Below are 21,576 nucleotides of genomic sequence, written 5' to 3' on the forward strand. Positions count from 1 at the left end.
TTCAGAGGTCCCCGCGGCGATCGCCGTGGGGACCTTCTGCGTCTGCCGGGCCTGGTGATCTTCAGAACGTCAACAACGGGCCCGGCCGGAACGGGTTCCGTGCTGGTCACCGTCGCCTCCGCGGCAGGGACCGGCTCGCCGGGGTTGCCCTACGTGTACGTGTGAGCTCGCTCAGCCGTACACCTGCTCGCCGTCGACGAAGGTCATCGTGGCGCGGGTGGTCCAGATGTCGGCCGGCTCGATCGTGAAGGGATCGCGGTCGAGCACGACCAGATCGGCGGGGCGGCCCTCCTCGATCACTCCGGCCGGTGATCCGTTCAGCCAGGCCGAGCCGGCCGTGTAGGCCGTCATCACGGTTCGCAGGTCGATGCTCTGCCCGGGCAGGAAGGGTGTCTGCGCGGTCGGGTAGGAGGCGTGCACCGACCCGCCCGGCTCCGTACGGTTGACCGCCACGTGCATGCCCTGGATCGGGTCGGCCGACGACACCGGCCAGTCGGAGCCGGCCGCCAGTCGCGTGCCGTGCCGTACGAGATCGGCGAAGGGGTACTGCCACGAGGAGCGCTCGTCGCCCAGGAAGGGGATGCACAACTCGTCCATCTGGGCGTGGTGGGTGGCCCACAGCGGCTGGAGGTTCGCGGTGACGCCGAGCGCGGCGAATCGGGGCACGTCCTGCGGCGTGATGATCTGCAGGTGGGCGACGTGGTGCCGGTTCTCCGGGTCGGTACCGGAAAGGGCGTCCAGGGCCTCCCGTACGGCACGCTCCCCGATGGCGTGGAAATGCACCTGGAACCCGAGGGAGTCGAGCTCGCGGACGTAGCCCTTGAGCAGCTCCGGGTCGACGTAGGACAACCCGGTGCCGCCGCACCGGCAGTAGGGCTCGATGACGGCCGCGGTGAAGTTCTCGGCGATGCCGTCCTGCATGATCTTCACGGCGGAGGCGCGGAACCGGTCGAGCCCCTCGGCCTTCGCCCGGCGATCGACGAGGTCGGCGATCTGCTCGGCGCCGCGGGTCCGCTCCCACCAAAGGGCGCCCACCACGCGCGCCTTCAGGCGGCCGGAGGCGGCGGCGCCGATGTAGGTGGACAGGTTGTCGTCGGACCCGGCGTAGGAGCCGACGATCGCGTCCTGCCAGCCGGTGATTCCGAGCGAGAAGAGATGAGCCTGGGCGTCGAGGAGGGCGGCGTCGGCGTCGGCCGCGGTCGGGCGGGGCGTGAGCAGGCCCACCAGGTCCATGGCGCCCTCGTGGAGGACACCGCTGGGCGTGCCGTCGGCGTCACGCTCGATGCGGCCGTCGGCGGGGTCGGGAGTGTCCTTGGTGATCCCGGCGATCTCCAGTGCGCGGGTGTTGACCCATGCGGCATGGTGGTCACGCTGGATCAGGTACACCGGCCGGTCGAGGAAGTCGATCTGGGACCGGTGGGGGAGGCCGCCGGGGAAGGCCGACATGTCCCAGCCGCCGCCGTCGATCCATTCCTTATCCGGAAATTTCGCGGCATAGTCGACGATTTTGCCGATGTAGGCGTCGAGGCCGTATATCTCGGACAACTCGCATTTTGCGCGCTCCAGGCCGGCCTGGACGGGGTGGATGTGCGCGTCGGTGAACCCGGGGGTCAGCAGGCCGCCGCCGAGGTCGACGGGCTCGGCCTTGGGCGAGAGCCGTACGAGGTCGGCTTCGGGGCCGGTCGCGGCGATGCGGCCGTCGCGGACGAGGACCGCCTCGGCGAAGCCGCCCGGGGTGAAGGCCCTGCCGCCGCGGAAGATGATGTCGATGCTCACAGGACTGCTGCCCTTCTGGGTGGTGCGAACTGCATGATCACGAATCGGGTTTCCTCAGGTCAGGGTAGCTTGGGCCGAACTTCTGCATGATCACGGAATGGGTCGGCGCAGGTCATCGGCCGGATCGCCGAAGTTCTGCATGATCACGCCCAAGGGGGGGTGGGGGGCTGGGGGGTCAGTGGCCGGTGATCTTGTTGGCGATCTTGGCGAGGGTGGAGGTCTTGGTCATCCCCCTGCTCTCGCGGGCGTCGGCCAGGCGGTACAGGCGGTACATCGAGTGCACGCCGAGCCAGCGCAGCGGCTCGGGCTCCCACGACCGCACCCGGCGGTCCACCCATGGCAGGCCGGTCAGCTCGCTGTCCCGCCTGAGCACGAGATCACACAATGTGCGCCCCGCCAGGTTGGTGGTGGTCACGCCGTGGCCGGTGTACCCGCCGGCCCAGCCGAGGCCGGTCGTGTGGTCGACGTGCACGGTCGCGCACCAGTCGCGCGGCACGCCCAGCACACCCGACCAGGCGTGCGCCACCGAGGACGAGGCGACCGACGGGAAGAACGAGACCAGCAGGTCCCACAACGCGTCGACCGTCCAGGTGTGCGTGAGCCCCCGCTCGTTGACCTTCGAGCCGAACAGGTACGGCTTGCCCCGCCCGCCGAAGGCGATGCGGTCGTCGGCGGTCCGCTGGGCGTACATGTAGTAGTGCGCCATGTCGCCGAGCAGTTCGCGCTTCGCCCAGCCGATGGTCTCCCACACCTCCTCGGGCAGGGGCTCCGTCACGATCATCGAGCTGTTCATGGGAAGCCAGTCGCGGTGGTGGCCGGGGAGGTTCGCCGTGAACCCCTCGGTGCAGCGCAGCACGTAGGGGGCCGTCACCGTGCCGTACGGCGTGACCGCGCCGCCGCCGACGATCCGTGTCACCGGGGTCCCCTCGAAGATCTCCACCCCCAGATCCCGTACGGCCCGCGCCAGCCCGCGCACGAGTTTGGCGGGCTGGATTCTCGCGCAGTGAGGGCTCCACGTCGCGGAGAGGGCGCCGTCCACCCGGAGGCGCTCGTTCATCTCGCCGGGCGACAGCAGGCGCACATCCTCCTCGTCCCAGCCCCATTCCCGCTGCCAGGCCAGGTCGTCCCGCAGCCGGCCGGCCTGGGCCGCCGACCTGGCCACGGTGGTGATGCCGCCCTTGACGATGTCGGCCTCGACGCCCTCCTCGGCCGCCACCCGGATGACCTCGTCGACGGCCGCGAACATCGCGCGCTGCAGGCGCCTGGCGGCGTCCGGGCCGTGGGTCTTCGCATAACGCTCCGGGTCGCCGGCCAGTGCGCCCGTCAGCCAGCCGCCGTTGCGCCCCGACGCCCCGAACCCGGCGAACTCCTTCTCCAGCACCACGACCTTGAGGGAGGGTTGCGCCTTCTTGAGGTAATAGGCGGTCCACAGGCCCGTGTACCCCGCGCCCACGATGGCCACGTCGGCCTCGCGATCTCCGTCGAGGGGGTTTCCCGGCGTGGGGAGGGAGCGATACCAGAACGACACATCACCGTTGACGAAGCCGGGCGAAAGCGGAGCACTCATGGTGCACATCCTGCTATATCCGTTCTGGCATCTACATCCCACAACGGAAGTCGTTGGCGAATCGCGATGAGCGTGCCGAGAACATCAGTGATATACGAGTAAATCAACCCGAAACGGATGGCTCACTGTTATGTAGCAATCGCGTAACAGAACTCATGCACCCTGGTCTCAGCAACGGAGGGAGCGGCACCAATGGGGTTCTGGCGGGTACGGACGACGGTCGACGAGCGGCCGGGGCGGCTGGCCGCCCTCACGGCGGCGCTGGCGGAGAAGGGCGGGAACATCCTCGGCCTGTCCGTCCAGCCCGACGCCGACGGCACCGTCGACGAGTTCGTGACGGAGATCCCCGCCTCGCCCGATGTGGTGCGTGAGGCGCTTGAGGCGGCGGGGGGCCGCAGGGTCCAGGTCGTCCCGGCGACGGCGCACGAACTCACCGACGAGCCCACGCGGGCGCTGCTGCTGGCCGCGCGGCTGCGTTCCATGCCCTGGCGGCTGCCCGAGGTCGTGGGCGAACTGCTGCGCGCCGACGACGCCCGCTGGATCTACGGGGCCGACCCGGCCCGCCCGCGCCCCGACGCCGAGCAGGGCGAGCTTCCCGACCCGACGTTGCTGATCGTTCCGGTCGCTCCGCGCCGTGCGATCCGGCTGCGCCGCGCCGGCCTTCCGTTCACGCTGACCGAGGCCGCCCGGGCCGCCGCGCTTGTACGGCTCGCGCAGCCGCCCGCCGAGCCCGTTCCCGCCGAGGGTCCCCTGCGGCTCGAAGACGGCGAGGAGGTGCTGATCAGGCCGCTCACGTCGCTCTACCGCGAGGCTCTGCGCGACCTGCACGAGCGCTGCTCGCCGGAGACGCGGCGGTTCCGCTACTTCACGTCGATGCCGACGCTGCCCCCCAGGGTGTTCGACCGGCTCTGCGACCGTACGCGCGGCCATTCGCTGGTGGCCGGAAACGACGGCCAGGTGGTGGCCGTGGCCTCGCTCATGTTCACTCCCGACCCGGGCATCGCCGAGATCGCCTTCCTCGTGGAGGACCGCTGGCAGGGCAAGGGGCTCGGCACGGCGATGGCCCGGATGCTCATGCAGGAGGCCCGCGATCTCGGCTTCGCCGAGGTCAGGGCGACCCTCCTTTTCGACAACACCCGTATGCGCAGGCTTCTGGCCTCCCTCGGCGCCACGCTCTCCCACACCGAGGACCCCGGTGTGATGGAGGCGCGCATCGCCGTAGGGGCGATGGCGGCGGCCTCCCCGAGCTGATCCGTCACAGTGGTCGTCCTGGCCCGGTGAGGCTCAGGGAACGCCGGGCCGGGATGACCGACACGGTGTGATCGACATCGTGGCCGTCATGCGGAGGGGGGCCCGCCTGCCACGTCCTCCGGAGGTGGCGGGGTGCTTCGTGCGCCGGGTTCCGGCTCCGGTACGGCGGGCGTGTCCGGGGCGGGCGGCACGTTCATCGCGTCCAGCCGCCTTTCGATGCGGTCCACGGACTCCTGCAGCCGGTCGAGCCTGGCCGTGATGGACAGCCCGCCGGCGACGAAGCCCCCCGGCCGGCCCCACTCCTCGCGTCGGAACCGGCTCTCTTCGAGGATCTTCGCCCGGATCCTGCCGAGGTCGGCGCCGGACGCGGCCAGAGCCTGAGCGCCCAGGCCCTCGCCCTCCCGGAGCAGCCCGAGGAGGATGTGCTCGGTGCCGATGTGGGCGTGGCGCAGGGTCAGGGATTCGCGGAGCGACAGTTCGAGCACCTTCTTGGCGCGCGGCGTGAAGTTGAGGTGGCCGCCCGGGCTTCCCGAGCCTCGAGGGGCCAGCCGTTCGACGGCCGCGCGCAGCGACTCCAGGTCGAGCCCCTCCTCGCGCAGGAGCTTTCCCGCGGCACCTTCGTTCTCGCGGATCAGCCCGAGCAGGACGTGCTCGGTGCCGATGCGCTGATGGCCGAGCTTCTTCGCCTCCTCCTGTGCGAGGAGCACGATGCGGCGGGCGCGGTCGGTGAAGCGTTCGAACACGAAAGCCTCCGTCCTTGGCGGTGCTTCCACTATGCGCCGGCATCCCGGTCCGGCGGCATCGCCGGGCACGTGAGATGCCGTTTTCCCGCCTGCCGTACGGGTTGTGGTGCGCGGCGGCCGGACTCCATGGCGTGTTCCTCGCGGACGGGTGGACGGCGGGCACGGCGGCGGGTACTGGTGGAGCCATGGACCTCGACGGGGCGGCCGACCGCCTGTACGGCCTGCCGCCGGGAGAGTTCGTCGCCGCGCGCGACGCCTTGGCGAAGGAGGCCAAGGCCGCGGAGGACGCCGGGCTCGCCCGGCAGATCGCCGCGCTGCGCCGGCCCACGGTCGTCGGCTGGGCCGTCAACCAGGCGAGCCGCCGCCATCCGGACGAACTGGATGACCTGCTCGACGTGGGGGCGCGGCTCCGCGACGCGTGGCAGCGGCAGGACGCCGGGGAGCTGGCCGCGCTCACCCGGGAGAGATCGGCGGCGACGGCCCGGCTCACCAGGCTGATCCGGCAGGACGCCGAGGAGAGCGGCCAGCCGCTCACAGGTGCGGCGGCCACCGAGATCGAGCAGACCCTCGACGCCGCGGTGGTGGACGAGACCGCCGCGGAGCAGGTACGGCAGGGCCGGCTGGTACGAGGCCTCAGCTACAGCGGGTTCGCCCCCGCGCCTGCGGCCACGAAGGCCCGGCCGTCCCCGAAGGCGCGTGAGGCGAAGAAGGGGGCCTCCCGTACGCACGAACGCGCGGCGGAGCGGCAGGCGGCCGAGCGCCGCCGCCGGGAGCTGGACCGGGCCCTCGCCGACGCCCGGCGCGCCGCGGAGGAGGCGGAGGAGGGCCACGCCGCCTGGGAGGCCGAGTTGGCTCAGGCCGTACAGGATCGCGACTCGCTGGCGGAGGACGTCGCCGAGTTGGCGGGCAGGCTGGCCGCGGCGAAGGACAGGCTGGAGGCGGCCGGGCACCGGCTGGACGTCGCCAGGCGGGAGGAGGGCCGGGCGCGCCGGGCCGCGGAGGCCGCGCGTGCCCGCGCCGGCACGGCGGAGGCGGCGGTCAGGGACGCACCGTCGATCACGGAGGCATAGCCGTTCTACGCCCGCTGTCCGCGGACGTCCGCGCCGGCGGGGCTCCGGACAGGTCGGTGAGATGTGGGCAGCAGGGCCACCTGCGTAAAGCGCTGACCTTGGTGTATTCCTCCGTGAATGGCCTCCGGGGGAAGACAGCGGACGTGGTCCCGGGCTAGCCTGAGTTCATCAGATTGACTCAGCATCCACGGCCGGGAGGCGTCTTGGACTGGCATTCCACCGCCTGCGTGCTCTGCGCGTGCAACTGCGGCATCGAGATCAAGCTGGACGGGCGCAGGTTCGAGCGGATCCGGGGAGACAAGGCGCACCCGTCCTCCCAGGGCTACACCTGCGAGAAGCCCCTGCGTCTCGACCACTACCAGAACGCCCGAGACCGGCTCACCCACCCGCTGCGCCGGCGGCCCGACGGCTCCTTCGAGCAGATCGACTGGGACACGGCGATCCGCGAGGTCGCCGGAGGATTCGCGGGCGTCAGGGACGCATACGGCGGCGAGACGATCTTCTATTACGGCGGGGGAGGCCAGGGCAACCACCTGGGCGGCTCCTACGCGGGCGCGTTCCTCCGCTCGCTCGGCGCCCGCTATCGGTCGAACGCCCTTGCGCAGGAGAAGACCGGCCTGTTCTGGGTGAGCGACCAGATGCTCGGCGCCGTCACGACGGGAGATCTCGACCACTGCGAGGTCGCCCTGTTCGTCGGGAAGAACCCCTGGCAGTCACACGGCGTTCCCCGGGCCCGGCCGACGCTCCGGGAGATCGCCCGTGATCCGCGCCGCTCGTTGATCGTGATCGACCCGCGGCGTACGGAGACCGCCGAACTGGCCGACATCCACCTCGCGGTGCGGCCGGGGACCGACGCCTGGCTGCTCGCGGCCATGGTGGCCGTGGTGGTCCAGGAAGATCTGATCGCGCATGACTGGCTGGCCGCGCACGCCGTGGACGTCGACGAGGTGGTCGCGGCGCTCCGGCGCATCCCGATCAGCGAATACGCCGAAATATCCGGCGTCGGGGAAGAACTGATCCGTACGGCCGCCCGCCGGATCGCCACGGCGAGCAGCGTGGCCCTGCACGAGGACCTGGGCGTGCAGATGTCGCCGCACTCCACCGTCACCAGCTATCTCGACCTCCTGCTGGTGTCGCTGACCGGCAACATCGGCCGTCTCGGCACCAACAACCCGCCGATCCCGCTCGCCCCGCTGGTGTCCTTCTCCCACTGGGGGCCCAAGCGCGACCGGGTCAGTCCGGTCGCGGGGGCGCGCATCATCTCCGGCCTCGTGCCCGCCAACGTGATCGCCGAAGAGGTCCTCGCCGACCATCCCCGCCGATATCGGGCCATGCTCGTGGAAACCGCCAATCCCGTTCACTCGGTGGCGGACTCGCCGCGCATGCGCGAGGCGCTGGAGGCGCTCGACCTACTCGTGGTGATCGACGTCGCGATGACCGAGACGGCCCGCATGGCCGACTACGTGCTGCCGGCTCCCTCGCAGTTCGAGAAGTGGGAGGCCACGTTCTTCAACCTGGAGACGCCCGACAACTACTTCCACCTGCGCCGTCCGGTGCTCGGCCCGCCGGAGGGGTCCGACCTGCTGCCCGAGCCGGAGATCCACGCCCGTCTGTGCGAGGCCCTCGGCGTCGTCCCCGACCTGACACCCCTCCGCGAAGCGCTCACCACGGGAGGGCGGGCGGCCTTCGCCGCGGCGTTCCTCCAGACGCTGACCGACCCCGGGCTCGCCAAGATCGCGAGCGTCCTGCTGTACCGGACTCTGGGCCCCACGCTCCCGCACGGCGCCGCGGCGGCCGCGTCCTTGTGGCCGCTCGCGCACCGGCTGGCCGCCGCCCACCCTGACGCCGTACGGCGGGCCGGCATCGAAGGGGAAGGCCCGGAGCTGGGGGAGCGGCTGTTCGACGCGATCCTCGCCCGCCCCTCCGGCGTGGTCTTCAGCAGGGACCAGGAGGGCGACGCGATGGGCAGGCTCGGCACGCCCGACAAGAAGATCCACCTGGCGATCCCCGAGCTGCTGAGCGTGGTCGGCGACCTCGGGAACGGCCCCGCCACCGACCCCGACTTCCCGTATGTGTTGTCGGCGGGGGAGCGCCGGGCCTTCACCGCCAACACGATCTTCCGTGATCCGGCCTGGCGCAGGCGCGACGCGGCGGGGACGCTGCGCATCTGCCCGGCCGACGCCGAGCGGCTCGGCCTGGCCGCGGGCGCGCTGGCCCGGGTCACGACCCGGACGGGCAGCGTCGAGGTGCCGGTCGAGATCAACGACGGGCTGCAGCCCGGCCATGTCTCGCTCCCCAACGGCCTGGGGCTTTCCTATCCGGGCGCCGACGGCGCACCTTCGGTCACCGGAGCGGCCCCCAACGAGCTGACCGCCGCGGGCGACCGCGACCCGTACGCCGGGACGCCCTGGCACAAGCACGTGCCCGCCCGGGTGGAGGCCGTCGCCCGCTGAGAGCCGCCTCCCCTGTGCGGGGGAGGCGGTTCACGCCCCGAGGGGAGTCGCAGGAGCGGCCGCACGGCGACCGTGGGAGGTGCAGGTTCTCCACCTCCCACGAAAGGGGCACGATGCACGCTCCATCCGCACCTGTTCCGCCGGCGCCCGTTCCAGCAGCGGCGGCTTCTGGAGGCACGCCGCCCACCCGGCACCGAGGCGTCTGGGTCGCCTACGCTGCCGCCGCCTGGGCGGCCACCTACGGTGTCGCCGCGCTCGTCTGGACGCTGACGGGCCGGGGGTACCCGTTCTGGCGCAACGAGCCCGACGCCGTGCTTCACGGCGTCTCGCCGGACGTGGGCGCCCCCGTCTTCGCCGCCGTTCTGCTGGCCACCGCCGTCGCGGCCCTCGCCATGGCAGGCCGGCATGCCGTACGGCTCAGCGGGCTGCCCCGGGCGGCCCTGCTGACCTTCGGGTGGGCGGTCTCCGCCGCCCTGCTGGCGGTCGTCCCGAGCGCGAACGCGCTGGCCCTGACCGGGTATGCGCCCATGTTGATCATCGGCGCGCCGTTCGGCTGGCCGCCCGACGTCGACTACAGCCACGTCCTCAACTGGTCGATGGCCAACGAGGTGTGGTGCATGGCCGGCGGCTATCTCCTCGGATTCGCGGTGTTGTCCTGGCAACGCACGACCCGGGCAGCGTGCGCTCGGTGCGGCCGGCGTCCCGGCGCGGACGGCAGCGCCCGGATCCTCCGGTGGGGCCGCCGGGCGACCCTGGTCGCCGTCGTGGTGCCGCTTCTCTACGCCGCGAGCCGTCTCGCCTGGCTGGCGGGCATCCCGCTCGGCATCACCGACGACATGCTGCGGGAGCTCCAGGACAGCGGTGGGGTCTGGGCCGGGGCGGGGCTCGGCGCGTTCGCCGTGGTCGGCTCGGTCCTGACCCTCGGGCTGATCCAGCGCTGGGGTGAGGTCTTCCCGCGATGGATGGTCGGACTGGCGGGGCGGCGGGTGCCGATCAAGCTGGCGGTGATTCCGGCCGCGTACGTCGCGCCCATCGTCGTCTCCGCCGGCCTGGGCATCGCGACGTCGTCCGCGATCTGGCACGTGGCCGGATACAGCAAGGCGCTGGTCGTCACGCACATGTTGTGGCCTGTCTGGGGGATCGCCCTCGCCTTCGCGGCCTACGCCTACCACCTGAGGCGGCGGGGCGCCTGCACGGCCTGCGGACTGGGCGGCGCTCAGCCCGCCGGGCTGACGAACCCCGATTCGTAGGCGACGATGACCGCCTGGGTGCGGTCGCGGGCGCCGAGCTTGCCGAGCACGTTGCCCACATGCGTCTTGATCGTCTCGGCCCCCACCACGAGGGCCGAGGCGATCTCGGCGTTGGAAAGGCCCGCCGCCATCAGCCGCAGCACCTCGGCCTCACGCTCGGTCAGCCGGGCCCGGCGCAGCCGCTCGGCCGCCCCTCCCGCCGCATCCCCTCCCGCCGGGCCGTGCGCCCTGACCAGACGGCGGAGGGCCGCGGGGAACACCAGCGACTCCCCTCCGGCCACCACCCGGATCGCCTCGACCACCTCCGCGGGGCGGGCGCGCTTGAGCACGAACCCACTCGCCCCCGCACGCAACGCCTCGTACACGTAGTCGTCGTTCTCGAACGTGGTGATGACCAGCACCTTCGGCGGCTCGCCCGACACGGCCAACAGGCGGCGGGTCGCCGTGATGCCGTCGATGGCGGGCATGCGCACGTCCATCAGCACCACGTCAGGACGGGTCCGGGCGACCATCGTCATCACCTCCGCCCCGTCGGCCGCCTCGCCCACGACCTCGAGGCCCGGCTGCGCGCCGACGATGACCCGAAGGCCCACCCGGATGAGCTCGTCGTCGTCGACGATCGCGACCCGGATCGTCACGACGGCCTCACCGCCGGCAGACGTACGTGCACGCGCCACCTCCCGTCGTCCGGCCCGGCCGTCATGGTTCCCCCGAGCAGGCCCACCCGTTCGCGCATGCCGGTGATGCCCCGGCCGTCGCCTGGCCGTACGGGCCGGGTGAGGGGGCTGGCCACGTCGATGACGAGGACCTCGCCGTCGAGCGCGACGCGCAGGTCGACCGGCACCGGGCCGGCGTGACGCAGCACGTTGGTGAGGCTCTCCTGCACGATCCGGTAACCCTCCCGCGACACCGGGGCGGGCACCTCGTCCACCCTGCCGGCGATTTCGGCGCGCACCTCGACCCCGGCGCCGCGCGAGTCGGCCACCAGGCGGCCGAGGCCGTTCAGATCGTGCCCGGAGGAGCGGTCGGAGGCCTCGCCGTCCCGCAGCATGCCGAGCAGGAGGTCGAGCTCCTCGGCCGCGGCGCGCCCGGCCTCCTCGATCGCGCCGAGCGCGCGGCGCACGAACGCCGGATCGTCGTCGAGCACCTCCCGCGCGGCCGCCGCCTGCACCGTCGTCACCGTCAGCGCGTGCCCGACCGAGTCGTGCAGCTCGCGGGCCAGCCGGTTTCGCTCGGCCAGCCGTACGGCATGGGCCTCGAGGGCGGCGATCCGCTCGGCGGGCGACGGCCCGAGCAGCACGGGGGCCATGACGGCGGCGAGCGCCCCGAGCCCCGCCACGGCGTACACCACGCCGACGATCAGCACGACGCCGAGGACGGCGAGCCAGCCCGAGTCGTGCTCGTCCAGGGGCCCGAGCCGCAGACCGGACAGCGCCTGCCCGCCGACGCCGAGCCGCTGGCCGATGAAGATCACCGCCATCACCATGGGGATGAGCAGCAGTGCCGCCACCAGGCCGCCGATCACCAGATGCACGGCGAACCACAACGCGGCACGCAGGCGGGTCTCCCGCGCATGCCGTCCGCGCTCGGCCGTCGCGGGCGGGTCGGGGAGAGGAACGCCGAGCAGTGCCCGCGCGGCCACGATCTCCAGTGCCCGAGTGCCCCTCAGGAACGGCGGCACCCCGGCGATGGGAAGCGCGACGGCCAGCACCAGCAGGGTCAGCGCCGGAGGCATCTGGGGAGCGGTCGACAGCTCCACGAAGGCGGCGCCCACCAGCAGGTACGGCAGGAGGAGGATGCCGCCGAGCAACAGATGGACCCCCCGGCGGTAGGTCGTGCCGCTGACCAGGGGGCCGGTCACCGTACGAATCGTCACGCGCGCCATGTCGCGTGATTCAGCGCGCGCCGGCCTGGGTGTTGAGCTGGGCGACCGCGTTCTGGAAGTCGCTCACCCATTCCGAGGTCTCCTCGGCAGTGATGACCGAAATGTCGGACATGAAGGCTCGAAGGAGTTCGAGATAGTCGTGGACCGGGGTGGGCTGCGAGTTGAGGGCGTCGTGCGCGTTGAGCGCGGCCCAGTCGAGCTGGAACTCGACGAGCCGGCGCTGAATCTTCTGCACGGCGACCATGTCGCGCATCCACCCCGAGGACAGCCCGAGGAAATGGTCGAAGCCGATGCAGACGCCGGCGGCCGCCAGCAGCACGTATCCCCAGGCGAGGTTGCCCGAGTTGTTCTGGGTGCCTCCGGCGGTCGCGATCAGCGGCTGGAGGGCGCCCGCCGCGCCCAGCAGGATCGCCAGGGCGCGCAGGATCTGGGACGGGACACGCTTGCGCATCCGGTCGTCCAGGTACCACTCGGCGTTCTCGATCGCCCTGCCCTCCGCGACCTCGTACATCCGGCGCAGCGCCTCGTCGGGTGCCCGCCACTGCTCGGGCGACAGCAGCACGAACCGGTGCGTGCGCAGGTCGCGCTGCCTGCGTGCGCGCCTGGCGGCCTTCCGCAGGTCGGCTTTCAGGGGGGTGGGGGCGCCCGGCCCGTCAGGCATGGTCACTTCTTCTCCGGAGGCTGCGTCAGCTCGGTGTCGTACGGCACCTGCCGGGGATCGGCGAGGTCATCTGGTGCGAACGTACACAGATTGATCGCCGACCAGAAGCCCGAGTCCCAGACTTCCGGCGTGGCCGTACGGCTTTCGGAGGTTACGGGCTGAGGGGAGCCCCGGCGGGTCGTGCATGATCACGACATGCGTCGTCGCAGGTCGGGCGGCACATCGCCGAACTTCTGCATGATCACGATACGGGTCGGGCCAGGTCGCGGGCATGAAACCCGAACTTCTGCATGATCACGCCCAAGAGGGGCCCTGGGCCCGGGGGACCCAGGGCCCTCTGGAGGTCAGGGGGAGGCGATGCGGCCGAGGGTGGGGGGGATCTTGGTGGCGGATCCCCGGTCGAGCAGGAAGAGGGTGCCGTGACGTCCCCTGGCCCCCGCCGCCGGCACCTGCATCGGGCCGGCGGACGATAGGGCGAGGTGGACGGCCTGCGCCTTCTCCGCGCCTCCGGCGACCACCCACACCTCACGGGCGGCGTTGATGGCCGGGAAGGTCAGGGAGATCCGGGTGGGCGGCGGCTTGGGCGAGCCGTGCACCGCCACGACCGAGCGCTCCTGCTCGTACAACGCCGGCTGGCCGGGGAACAGGGACGCGACGTGCCCGTCCGGGCCCATCCCGAGGAGCAGCACGTCGAACGTGGGCACCGGGCCGTGGTCCTCGGGCCTGGCGGCCTTGGCCAGCTCGACGGCGTACGCCTCGGCCGCCTCCTCCGCCGTGAGGCCGGAATCCGGGCCGGGCATCGGGTGCACGCGGGACGGGTCGACGTCCACGTGGTCGAGCAGGGCCTGCCTGGCCCCGGTCTCGTTGCGCTCGGGGTGGCCGTCGGGGAGGAACCGCTCGTCTCCCCACCAGATGTCGAGCGCGCGCCAGTCGATCGCGTCACGGGCGGGCGTCGCGGCCACCGCCGCGAGCGTGGCGATGCCGACGGTCCCGCCGGTCAGCACGACGTGGGCCGAGCCGCGGGCGGCCTGGGTGTCCACCAGCCGCGTGATCAGCCGGGCGGCGGCCGCCTGGGCCAGCACCTCGGTGTCGCGGTGGACGATGACTGTGGGAACGCTCATGACGTCTTCTCTTTCACGCGCGTGGATTTCACGTGCCAAAAGCCCCGGCGACTCGGGCGTGCCGGGCGCTTCACCTGCCAGGTTCGCATGTCCGGGCCGGTCTTCCGTCCGACCCGCCGTCATGCCGACCGAATCGGGACCCGGCCATGCGGCCGGGGAGCCCGCCACGGGGCTCCCCGGCCACGGGTCAGCCGGATCCCTTGGCCAGTTGCTGCAGCGCCGACGAGTACGTCTCGTCTGGGTCCAGCCTGCGCAGTTCCTCGGCGAGGAGCTCGGAGGTGGCCCTGCGCGTCAGCGCGACCCGCCGGTCGGGCTGACCGGGCTTGGACAGTGTGGCCAGCCGGGCGTCGCCCCTGGTCACCTCGAGCCGGCCGCCGCCGCCCAGGTCGAGCCGCACGGCGGTGAGGCCGGGGCCGGAGGAGTCGGTCACCCGGACGGGGGCGCCGAGCCGCTGCGACAACCACGCCGCGAGCAGCGGCGCGCTGGCGTTGTCGGGCACGGCCTCCACGACACCGGACTCGACCTTCCCCACCGGCTGGTCGAACGCCGCGGCGAGCAGGCTCCGCCACGGGGTGAGCCGGGTCCAGGTCAGGTCGGTGTCCCCGGGGACGTAGCCGCCGAGCCTGGACGTGATCGTCGCCAGCGGGTCACGCGTGGAGCGGGCGTCGGTGATGCGCCGGCTGGCCAGCCGTCCGACGGGGTCCTGCGCGGGCACCGCGGGGGCGTCGCCGGGCCACCAGACCACGACGGGGGTGTCGGTGAGCAGCAGCGGGGTGATCACCGAGTCGGCGTGGCCGGTCAGCTCGCCGTACAGGCGCAGCAGCACGACCTCGCCGGGGGAGGACTCGCCCACCCTGATCTCGGCGTCGAGCCGGTTGGGCTCGGCCGGATCACGGTTGATGATCACCAGTATGCGCGACGGGTGCTCGCGCGCCGCCTCGGTCGCCGCCCGGACCGCGTCGTACTGCCCGGCCTCGTCGACCACCATCACGAGCGTCAGCACCATGCCCACGGCCGGAGCGCCCATCTGGTGGCGCAGCCGGGTGAGCGTCGAGGAGATCTTCGACGCCGTCGTCTCTGTCAGGTTGAAGGTCGTCACCGCGAGCTCCCCTCGTTTTGCGCTTCGGGCAGCCGGTTCACATCCGCCTCCAGGCGCGTCCGTCCCTGGCGAGCATGGCGTCGGCCGACGCGGGGCCCCAGCCGCCGGAGGCGTAACCCTCCGGCTGGCCGTGGGCGGCCCAGAACTCCTCGACCGGGTCCATGATCATCCAGGAGAGCTCGACCTCCTTCTGGTGCGGGAACAGCGGCGGGTCGCCGATCATGACGTCCAGCAGCAGCCGCTCGTACGCCTCGGGAGACGACTCCATGAACGACTCGCCGTAGGCGAAGTCCATGCTGACGTCCCTGACCTCCATGGCCGTGCCCGGCACCTTCGACCCGAAGCGCACCGTGATGCCCTCGTCCGGCTGCACCCGGATCACCAGGGCGTTCTGCCCGAGGATCTCCGTGTCGTCCTTGCTGAACGGCAGGTGCGGCGCCCGCTGGAACACGACGGCGACCTCGGTCATGCGGCGGCTGAGCCGCTTGCCCGTGCGCAGGTAGAACGGCACACCCGCCCAGCGGCGGTTGGCCACCTCCAGGCGGACGGCCGCGTAGGTCTCGGTGATCGAGTCCGGCGAGATGCCGTCCTCCTCCAGATAGCCGACGACGGGTTCGCCGCCCTGCCAGCCCCTGGCGTACTGGCCGCGCGCGGTGCCGGTGGCCAGGTCGGCCGGCAGCTGCACGGCCCGCAGCACCTTCTCCTTCTCCCGCCGCAGCGCGTCGGCGTCGAAGGAGATCGGGTCCTCCATCGCCACCAGAGCGAGCAGTTGGAGCAGGTGGTTCTGGATCACGTCCCTGGCCGCGCCGATGCCGTCGTAGTAGCCCGCACGACCCCCGATGCCGATGTCCTCGGCCATCGTGATCTGGATGTGGTCGACGTAGCCGCGGTTCCAGATCGGCTCGTACAGCGTGTTGGCGAAGCGGAGCGCCAGGATGTTCTGGACGGTCTCCTTGCCCAGGTAGTGGTCGATCCGGAAGACCGACTCCTCCGGGAAGACCGCGTTGGTGATCGCGTTGAGCTCGCGGGCGCTCTTGAGGTCGTGGCCGAACGGCTTCTCGATGACCACGCGCCGCCACGAGCCGTCCGGGGCCTTGGCCAGGTCGGTCCGCTTGATCTGCTCGATCACCGTGGGGAAGAACTTCGGCGGCACCGAGAGGTAGAAGGCGTAGTTGCCCCCCGTGCCCCGGGTCTGGTCGATCTCCTTGAGCATCATCGACAGCACGTCGAACGCGCCGTCGTCGTCGAACTCGCCCGGGCAGAAGTGGATGCCCTCGCGGATCTGCTTCCAGACCTCCTCGCGGAACGGCGTCCGCGCGTTCTCCTTGACAGCTTCGTAGGTGACCTGCGCGAAGTCCTCGTGCGCCCAGTCACGCCTGGCGAAGCCCACCAGGGAGAACCCGGGCGGCAACAGCCCACGGTTGCCCAGGTCGTAGATCGCCGGCAACAGCTTGCGCTTGGCGAGGTCGCCGGTCACGCCGAACAGCACGAGCACGCACGGCCCGGCCACGCGGGGGAGCCGCTTGTCGCGGGGGTCGCGCAGCGGGTTGCCCGCGATCGTCTCCTCGGTGGTGGCGACGGACGCCACCTGCGCCGCGACGGCGGTCGAGTGCTCGACCGGCGCGGCGGGAGTCGTCGTGGGGGCCGGCGGCGCCACCGGCGCGACCTCCGGCTCGGCCGGTTCGGTCTGCACTGTCACTGGTACGGCTTCGGGCTGGGCCGGGTCGGCCTGCCCTGTCGGCTCAGTCATGGGGCCACCTCCCTGACGTTCCCTTCGTCGATAACGCATCGCATTGGTCAGAGCTCCTCTGCCACCGAGAGAAGGTGCCTGACCCCGGCGATCCGGTCGGTCAGGTGGAGACGGACGGCGGGTCTTCCCCGGGAGGCCAGCGCCCGCAGGTCGCCGAGCGCCTGCGCGAGCTGCAGCCGGCCCAGCGTGTACGGCATGTCGGGGACGTCGATGTCGTTCGTGACCGCCCCCGTGATCTGCAGGAACGTGCCCGCGGCCGGGCCGCCCTTGTGGAACTGGCCGGTCGAGTGGAGGAAACGCGGGCCCCACCCGAACGTCACCGGCCGGTCGGTGCGGTAGTCCAGCAGGGCGCGCAGCGTGGCCACGTCCGCGCTCGCCCAGGCCTCGGTCAGCTCCTCGAACGAGGCGTCGCCCACGGCGGCCGCGTCGAACGCCGCCTCCCGGTCCAGGTACGCCATGATCGCCAGGTATCCGCGGTCGGGCACCGCCTGGAGCAGCCAGGTCAGCACGTCGGCGAGGTCCTTGGTGTTGCCCGGCAGGTCGCCGTAGACCTCGACCGGGCCGTCGGTCAGCACCGGCGTGCCCGCCGGCAGCGGCCCGTCGCCCGCCTCCTCGAGGATCCTGAGCGTGTTCTCCTTCGACTCGGCCACGTTCGGCTGGTCGAAGGGGTCGATTCCGAGGACCCGGCCCGCGATGGCCGTGGCGTACTCCCAGACGAGGAACTGCGCGCCCAGCGGCCCGTCGATGCTGCGCTCGCCGTCACGGCCGATGTTCACCGTGTACTGGTCGTCGTCCTCGGCCGCCTCCGCGCCGACCACGGGCAGGATGCCCTTGCCCTGCTTGCCGGTCGACTCGGCGATCAGCTGCTCGATCCAGTCGGGCAGGCCGTTGATCTCCGACAGGCTGTCCAGCAGGATCAGCTTGTCGCGGCCCGCCAGATACTCCGCGCCGAGCAGGGCGCCGAGCTCCAGGCCCGGGTTGCCCTCGTTCTGCGCGAGCAGCGGCCGTACGGCGGCGGCGTCGTCGAGCAGCCTGCTCACGTCGGCCCCCGCCAGCGCGCTCGGCACCAGGCCGAACGCGCTGAGCGCGCTGTAGCGGCCGCCGACGTTCGGGTCGGCCAGGATGACCTGGTAACCCGACTCGATGGCCGTCTGCTCCAGCGGGGAGCCGGGGTCGGTCACCACGATGATCCGGTCGGCCGGGTCGATCCCGGCGTCCACGAACGCCTTCTCGTAGATCCTGCGATGGCTGTCGGTCTCGATCGTGGCGCCGCTCTTGCTGGCGACCACGACGAGCGTGCGCTCCAGCCGGTCCTCAAGGGCCCGCCGCACCTGGTGCGGGTCGGTCGTGTCGAGGACCGTCAGCGGCACGTCCTCGGTCGCACAGATCACCTCGGGGGCGAGCGAGGAGCCGCCCATCCCCGCGAGCACCACGTGGTCGAGACCCTCGGCCTGGGCCTTCTCGACGAGGTTGACGATCTCCGGCAGCAGCTCCCTGCCGGTCAGCGGGAGGTTCAGCCACCCGAGCCTGATCGTCGCCTCCGCCTGGCTCCGCGCACCCCACAGCGAGGGATCACCCGCGGCCAGCGCCGCGGGCACCCCCTCGGCGGTCAGGGACTCCCTGACCGCCCGTACGGCATCGGCGTCGCCGCCGATGCCAACGTCGATGGACATGCGTGCTCAGGCCTTCCGCAGCTCTGCGTCGACCGTCTCGAGGAGTTCCTTCCAGGACGTCTCGAACTTCTCGACGCCCTCGTCCTCGAGGACGCGCACGACGTCGTCGTAGTCGATGCCCGCGTCCTTGAGCGCGGCCATGACGTTCCACGCCTGCTCGTAGAACGGCCGGATGGTGTCGCCGGAGATCTTGCCGTGGTCGGCCGTCACGTCCAGCGTCTTCTCGGGCATCGTGTTGACGATGCCTGCAGTGACGAGCTGGTCGACGTACAGCGTGTCCGGGTAGTCCGGGTTCTTGACGCCGGTCGAGGCCCACAGCGGGCGCTGCGGGCGGGCGCCGGCGGTGCGCAGGGCCTGCCAGCGCGGCGAGTTCATGACCTCCTCGAAGGCCGCGAACGCGAGCCGGGCGTTGGCGACGCCCGCCTGGCCCTTCAGCGCGAGCGCCTCCGGCGTGCCGATCTTCTCCAGCCGGGCGTCGATCTCGGTGTCGACGCGGCTGACGAAGAACGACGCCACCGACTCGATGCCGGCCAGGTTGTGCCCGTTGGCCTTGGCCTTCTCCAGGCCGCTCAGCCAGGCGTCCATGACCGCGCGGTACCGCTCGAGGGAGAAGATCAGCGTGACGTTGACGCTGATGCCCTCCGACAGGGCCTGCGTGATCGCGGGAAGGCCCTCGACCGTCGCCGGGATCTTGATGTGCACGTTCGGCCGGTCGACCATCCACCACAGGGCGCGGGCCTCGGAGATGGTGGGCTCGGTCTTGCGGGCGAGCCGGGGGTCGACCTCGATGGAGACCCGGCCGTCCACGCCGCCCGTCGCGTCGTAGACGGGCTTGAGCACGTCGGCGGCCCAGCGGATGTCGAAGGTCGTGATGGCACGCACGGCCTCGTCGACCGAGACTCCGCGCACGGCCAGGTCCCGCAGCTGCACGGCGTAGGCGTCGCCCTTGCTCAGCGCGTTCGCGAAGATCGTGGGGTTCGACGTGACACCGGTCACGGCCTTGTCACGGATCAGCGCGGCCAGGTTGCCGCTGCGCAGCCGCTCACGGCTGATGTCGTCGAGCCAGATGGAGACGCCGGCGTCGACGAGCCTCTTCAGGTTCTCGCTCATTGTCAGTCCCTCAGTTTCCAGTCGTCTCGCCCTTGTCAGCCCCGGACTTCGCCAGGCTGGCCTTGGCGGCGGCCACCAGTCGGTCGGCGGTGAGGCCGAACTGCTCGTAGATCGTCTTGTACGGAGCGGAGGCTCCGAAGTGCTCCAAACTCAGCACTTCCCCCGCATCCCCCACGAACTCGTGCCAGCCGAGGGAGATTCCCGCTTCGATGGCGACTCGGGCCTTCACGCCCGAGGGAATCACGGTCTGCCGGTAGGCGGCGTCCTGCTCCCTGAACCACTCGACGCACGGCATCGAGACGACCCGGGCCGCGATGCCCTGCGATTCGAGGATCGCGCGGGCCTCGACGGCGATCTCGACCTCGCTGCCGGTGCCGATGAGGACGACCTCAGGCTGCCCGTTGGATGCGTCCTGCAGGACGTAACCGCCGCGGGCGACCTTGTCCACGTCGTCGGTGCCCTCGTAGACGGGCAGGTTCTGCCGGGTGAGCGCGAGGGCCGCGGGACGGTCGTCGTGCTCCAGGATCACCTTCCACGCCGCCGCGGTCTCGTTCGCGTCGGCCGGGCGCACCACGTCGAGGCCGGGGATCGCGCGCAGCGCCCACAGGTGCTCGATGGGCTGGTGGGTCGGGCCGTCCTCGCCGAGGCCGATCGAGTCGTGCGTCCACACATAGGTCACGGGCAGCTTCATCAGCGCGGCCAGCCGTACGGCGGGGCGCATGTAGTCGCTGAAGACCAGGAACGTGCCGCCGTAGGGGCGGGTGCCGTTGTGCAGCGCGATGCCGTTGAGGATGGAGCCCATCCCGTGCTCGCGGATGCCGAAGTGGAGGGTCCGGCCGTACGGGTTGCCGGGGAACTCCTTGGTCTGGTGGTTCTCCGGGATGAAGGAGGGCTCGCCCTTCATCGTGGTGAGGTTGGACTCGGCCAGGTCGGCAGAGCCGCCCCACAGCTCGGGCAGCACCGGCGCGAGGGCGGTCAGCACCTCGCCGGACGCCTTGCGAGTGGCGACGGAGGAGCCCACCTCGAAGGTCGGCAGCACCGTGTCCCAGCCGGCGGGCAGCTTGCGGCGCGAGATCCGGTCGAACAGCTCGGCGCGCTCCGGGCTCGAGTCGCGCCAGCTCTGGTAGCCCTTGTCCCAGTCGGCGTGGGCGTCGCGGCCCCGGGCCAGAACCTCGCGCGCGTGGGCGAGCACCTCGTCGGGAACGTCGAAGTGCTTCTCCGGGTCCATGCCCATGACCTGCTTGGTGGCCGCCACCTCGGCCGCGCCGAGCGCCGAGCCGTGGATCTTGCCGGTGTTCTGCTTGTTCGGCGCGGGCCAGCCGATGATCGTGCGGAGCTTGATGATCGACGGCTTGCCGGTCTCGGCCCGGGCGGTCTCCAGGGCCGCGTACAGCGCCTGGACGTCCTCCTTGTATTCGCCCGTGGTCAGCCAGTCGACCTCCTGGACGTGCCAGCCGTACGCCTCGTAGCGCTTGAGCACGTCCTCCGACAGGGCGATGTTGGTGTCGTCCTCGATCGAGATCTGGTTCGAGTCGAAGATCACCACAAGGTTGCCGAGCTGCTGGTGGCCGGCGATCGAGGCGACCTCGTGGTTGATGCCTTCCTCGATGTCGCCCTCGGACGCGATGCACCAGATCATGTGGTCGAACGGCGACTCACCCCGGGCGGCGTCCGGGTCGAACAGGCCGCGCTCGCGGCGGGCGGCCATCGCCATGCCCACGGCGTTGCCGAAGCCCTGGCCCAGCGGTCCGGTGGTGGTCTCCACCCCGGCCGTGTGCCCGTGCTCCGGGTGGCCCGGGGTGAGGCTGCCCCACTGGCGGAGCGCCTTCAGGTCGTCCAGAGTCAGGCCGTAGCCCGACAGGTACAGCTGAATGTAAAGCGTCAGGCTGCTGTGGCCCGCGGACAGCACGAACCTGTCCCGGCCCGCCCAGGCGGTGTCGGACGGATCGTGCCGCATGACCCGCTGGAAAAGGAGGTATGCGGCGGGAGCGAGGCTCATCGCGGTGCCGGGATGCCCCGAACCCGCCTTCTCCACCGCGTCCATGGCCAGGGCGCGTACAACGTCGACTGACTGCCGATCGAGGTCGCTCCACTCAAGGCTTTCGCTGCTCAACTGCTCGAATCCCCTCTTGTTATTTCGCGGCGGTTGTGGCATTTTCCGCCCCAC

At 71.5% G+C, this 21,576-nt stretch carries 16 protein-coding genes; 4 read left to right on the top strand and 12 right to left on the bottom strand.

Features of this window, described 5'->3' with window-relative positions; translation table 11 throughout:
* Positions 1-171 precede the first annotated feature (171 nt).
* Both Pth03_RS00200 and Pth03_RS00205 read right to left on the bottom strand, forming a co-directional pair.
* Positions 172-1,776 carry an amidohydrolase gene (locus tag Pth03_RS00200; protein WP_239118649.1) on the bottom strand — a complete coding sequence of 535 codons (1,605 nt, stop codon included), beginning with the start codon at positions 1,774-1,776 and terminating at the stop codon, positions 172-174.
* A gap of 175 nt (positions 1,777-1,951) precedes the next feature.
* Positions 1,952-3,343 carry an NAD(P)/FAD-dependent oxidoreductase gene (locus tag Pth03_RS00205; protein WP_239118650.1) on the bottom strand — a complete coding sequence of 464 codons (1,392 nt, stop codon included), beginning with the start codon at positions 3,341-3,343 and terminating at the stop codon, positions 1,952-1,954.
* Positions 3,344-3,535: 192 nt separating this feature from the next.
* Between Pth03_RS00205 and Pth03_RS00210 the strand changes: the two genes are divergently transcribed.
* A complete protein-coding gene (locus tag Pth03_RS00210) occupies positions 3,536-4,594 on the top strand; it encodes a GNAT family N-acetyltransferase (RefSeq protein WP_203941986.1) in 1,059 nt (352 codons plus the stop codon).
* Positions 4,595-4,680: 86 nt separating this feature from the next.
* On the opposite strand, the gene Pth03_RS42395 is transcribed toward Pth03_RS00210, so the two are convergent.
* On the bottom strand, positions 4,681-5,337 hold the full coding sequence (locus Pth03_RS42395) for a Clp protease N-terminal domain-containing protein (RefSeq protein WP_203941987.1): 657 nt from the start codon (positions 5,335-5,337) through the stop codon (positions 4,681-4,683).
* Positions 5,338-5,411: 74 nt separating this feature from the next.
* On the opposite strand from Pth03_RS42395, the gene Pth03_RS00220 reads away from it, so the two are divergent.
* The 3 genes from Pth03_RS00220 to Pth03_RS00230 all read left to right on the top strand — a co-directional run bounded on the left by Pth03_RS00220 (position 5,412) and on the right by Pth03_RS00230 (position 10,110).
* Complete coding sequence (locus Pth03_RS00220) at positions 5,412-6,407, top strand: hypothetical protein (RefSeq protein WP_203941988.1); 996 nt, start codon at positions 5,412-5,414, stop codon at positions 6,405-6,407.
* Positions 6,408-6,610: 203 nt separating this feature from the next.
* Entirely contained in the window at positions 6,611-8,860 is a 2,250-nt protein-coding gene (locus tag Pth03_RS00225; protein WP_203941989.1) for a molybdopterin-dependent oxidoreductase, read from the top strand.
* A 113-nt stretch (positions 8,861-8,973) separates the two neighbouring features.
* Positions 8,974-10,110 (top strand): hypothetical protein, encoded by a 1,137-nt coding sequence (locus Pth03_RS00230; protein ID WP_203941990.1) that lies wholly within the window; start codon positions 8,974-8,976, stop codon positions 10,108-10,110.
* On the opposite strand, the gene Pth03_RS00235 is transcribed toward Pth03_RS00230, so the two are convergent.
* The 9 genes from Pth03_RS00235 to tkt all read right to left on the bottom strand — a co-directional run bounded on the left by Pth03_RS00235 (position 10,077) and on the right by tkt (position 21,564).
* Entirely contained in the window at positions 10,077-10,748 is a 672-nt protein-coding gene (locus Pth03_RS00235; protein ID WP_203941991.1) for a response regulator transcription factor, read from the bottom strand. The genes Pth03_RS00230 and Pth03_RS00235 overlap by 34 nt on opposite strands.
* Complete coding sequence (locus tag Pth03_RS00240; RefSeq protein WP_239118651.1) at positions 10,745-11,986, bottom strand: sensor histidine kinase; 1,242 nt, start codon at positions 11,984-11,986, stop codon at positions 10,745-10,747. Before Pth03_RS00240 ends, Pth03_RS00235 begins: the two co-directional genes overlap by 4 nt.
* Positions 11,987-12,005: 19 nt before the next feature.
* Positions 12,006-12,656 (bottom strand): SLATT domain-containing protein, encoded by a 651-nt coding sequence (locus tag Pth03_RS00245; protein ID WP_203941992.1) that lies wholly within the window; start codon positions 12,654-12,656, stop codon positions 12,006-12,008.
* 344 nt (positions 12,657-13,000) lie between these two features.
* Positions 13,001-13,777, bottom strand: a complete 777-nt coding sequence (pgl, locus tag Pth03_RS00250; RefSeq protein ID WP_203941993.1) for a 6-phosphogluconolactonase — start codon at positions 13,775-13,777, stop codon at positions 13,001-13,003.
* 187 nt (positions 13,778-13,964) lie between these two features.
* Positions 13,965-14,876, bottom strand: coding sequence for a glucose-6-phosphate dehydrogenase assembly protein OpcA (locus tag Pth03_RS00255; protein WP_239118652.1), 912 nt, complete (start codon positions 14,874-14,876; stop codon positions 13,965-13,967).
* A gap of 37 nt (positions 14,877-14,913) precedes the next feature.
* Positions 14,914-16,626 carry a glucose-6-phosphate dehydrogenase gene (zwf, locus tag Pth03_RS00260; protein ID WP_239118653.1) on the bottom strand — a complete coding sequence of 571 codons (1,713 nt, stop codon included), beginning with the start codon at positions 16,624-16,626 and terminating at the stop codon, positions 14,914-14,916.
* Positions 16,627-16,673: 47 nt separating this feature from the next.
* Positions 16,674-18,299, bottom strand: a complete 1,626-nt coding sequence (locus tag Pth03_RS00265) for a phosphoglucose isomerase-related protein (RefSeq protein WP_203941994.1) — start codon at positions 18,297-18,299, stop codon at positions 16,674-16,676.
* Positions 18,300-18,305: 6 nt separating this feature from the next.
* The gene (gene tal, locus Pth03_RS00270; RefSeq protein ID WP_203941995.1) at positions 18,306-19,409 is read right to left on the bottom strand and encodes a transaldolase; all 1,104 of its coding nucleotides are present in this window, start codon (positions 19,407-19,409) and stop codon (positions 18,306-18,308) included.
* A 10-nt stretch (positions 19,410-19,419) separates the two neighbouring features.
* Positions 19,420-21,564, bottom strand: coding sequence for a transketolase (gene tkt / locus Pth03_RS00275; protein ID WP_203941996.1), 2,145 nt, complete (start codon positions 21,562-21,564; stop codon positions 19,420-19,422).
* Positions 21,565-21,576 lie beyond the last annotated feature (12 nt).

This window comes from Planotetraspora thailandica (assembly GCF_016863335.1).
GTDB lineage: Bacteria > Actinomycetota > Actinomycetes > Streptosporangiales > Streptosporangiaceae > Planotetraspora > Planotetraspora thailandica.

Excerpts from the sequence above, each read along its gene's own strand:
- zwf (WP_239118653.1), bottom strand. The coding sequence starts at position 16,626 with ATGACTGAGCCGACAGGGCAGGCCGACCCGGCCCAGCCCGAAGCCGTA.
- tal (WP_203941995.1), bottom strand. The coding sequence starts at position 19,409 with ATGAGCGAGAACCTGAAGAGGCTCGTCGACGCCGGCGTCTCCATCTGG.
- tkt (WP_203941996.1), bottom strand. The coding sequence starts at position 21,564 with ATGCCACAACCGCCGCGAAATAACAAGAGGGGATTCGAGCAGTTGAGC.
- Pth03_RS00205 (WP_239118650.1), bottom strand. The coding sequence starts at position 3,343 with ATGAGTGCTCCGCTTTCGCCCGGCTTCGTCAACGGTGATGTGTCGTTC.
- Pth03_RS00230 (WP_203941990.1), top strand. The coding sequence starts at position 8,974 with ATGCACGCTCCATCCGCACCTGTTCCGCCGGCGCCCGTTCCAGCAGCG.
- pgl (WP_203941993.1), bottom strand. The coding sequence starts at position 13,777 with ATGAGCGTTCCCACAGTCATCGTCCACCGCGACACCGAGGTGCTGGCC.
- Pth03_RS00265 (WP_203941994.1), bottom strand. The coding sequence starts at position 18,299 with ATGTCCATCGACGTTGGCATCGGCGGCGACGCCGATGCCGTACGGGCG.
- Pth03_RS00210 (WP_203941986.1), top strand. The coding sequence starts at position 3,536 with ATGGGGTTCTGGCGGGTACGGACGACGGTCGACGAGCGGCCGGGGCGG.
- Pth03_RS00220 (WP_203941988.1), top strand. The coding sequence starts at position 5,412 with ATGCCGTTTTCCCGCCTGCCGTACGGGTTGTGGTGCGCGGCGGCCGGA.
- Pth03_RS00245 (WP_203941992.1), bottom strand. The coding sequence starts at position 12,656 with ATGCCTGACGGGCCGGGCGCCCCCACCCCCCTGAAAGCCGACCTGCGG.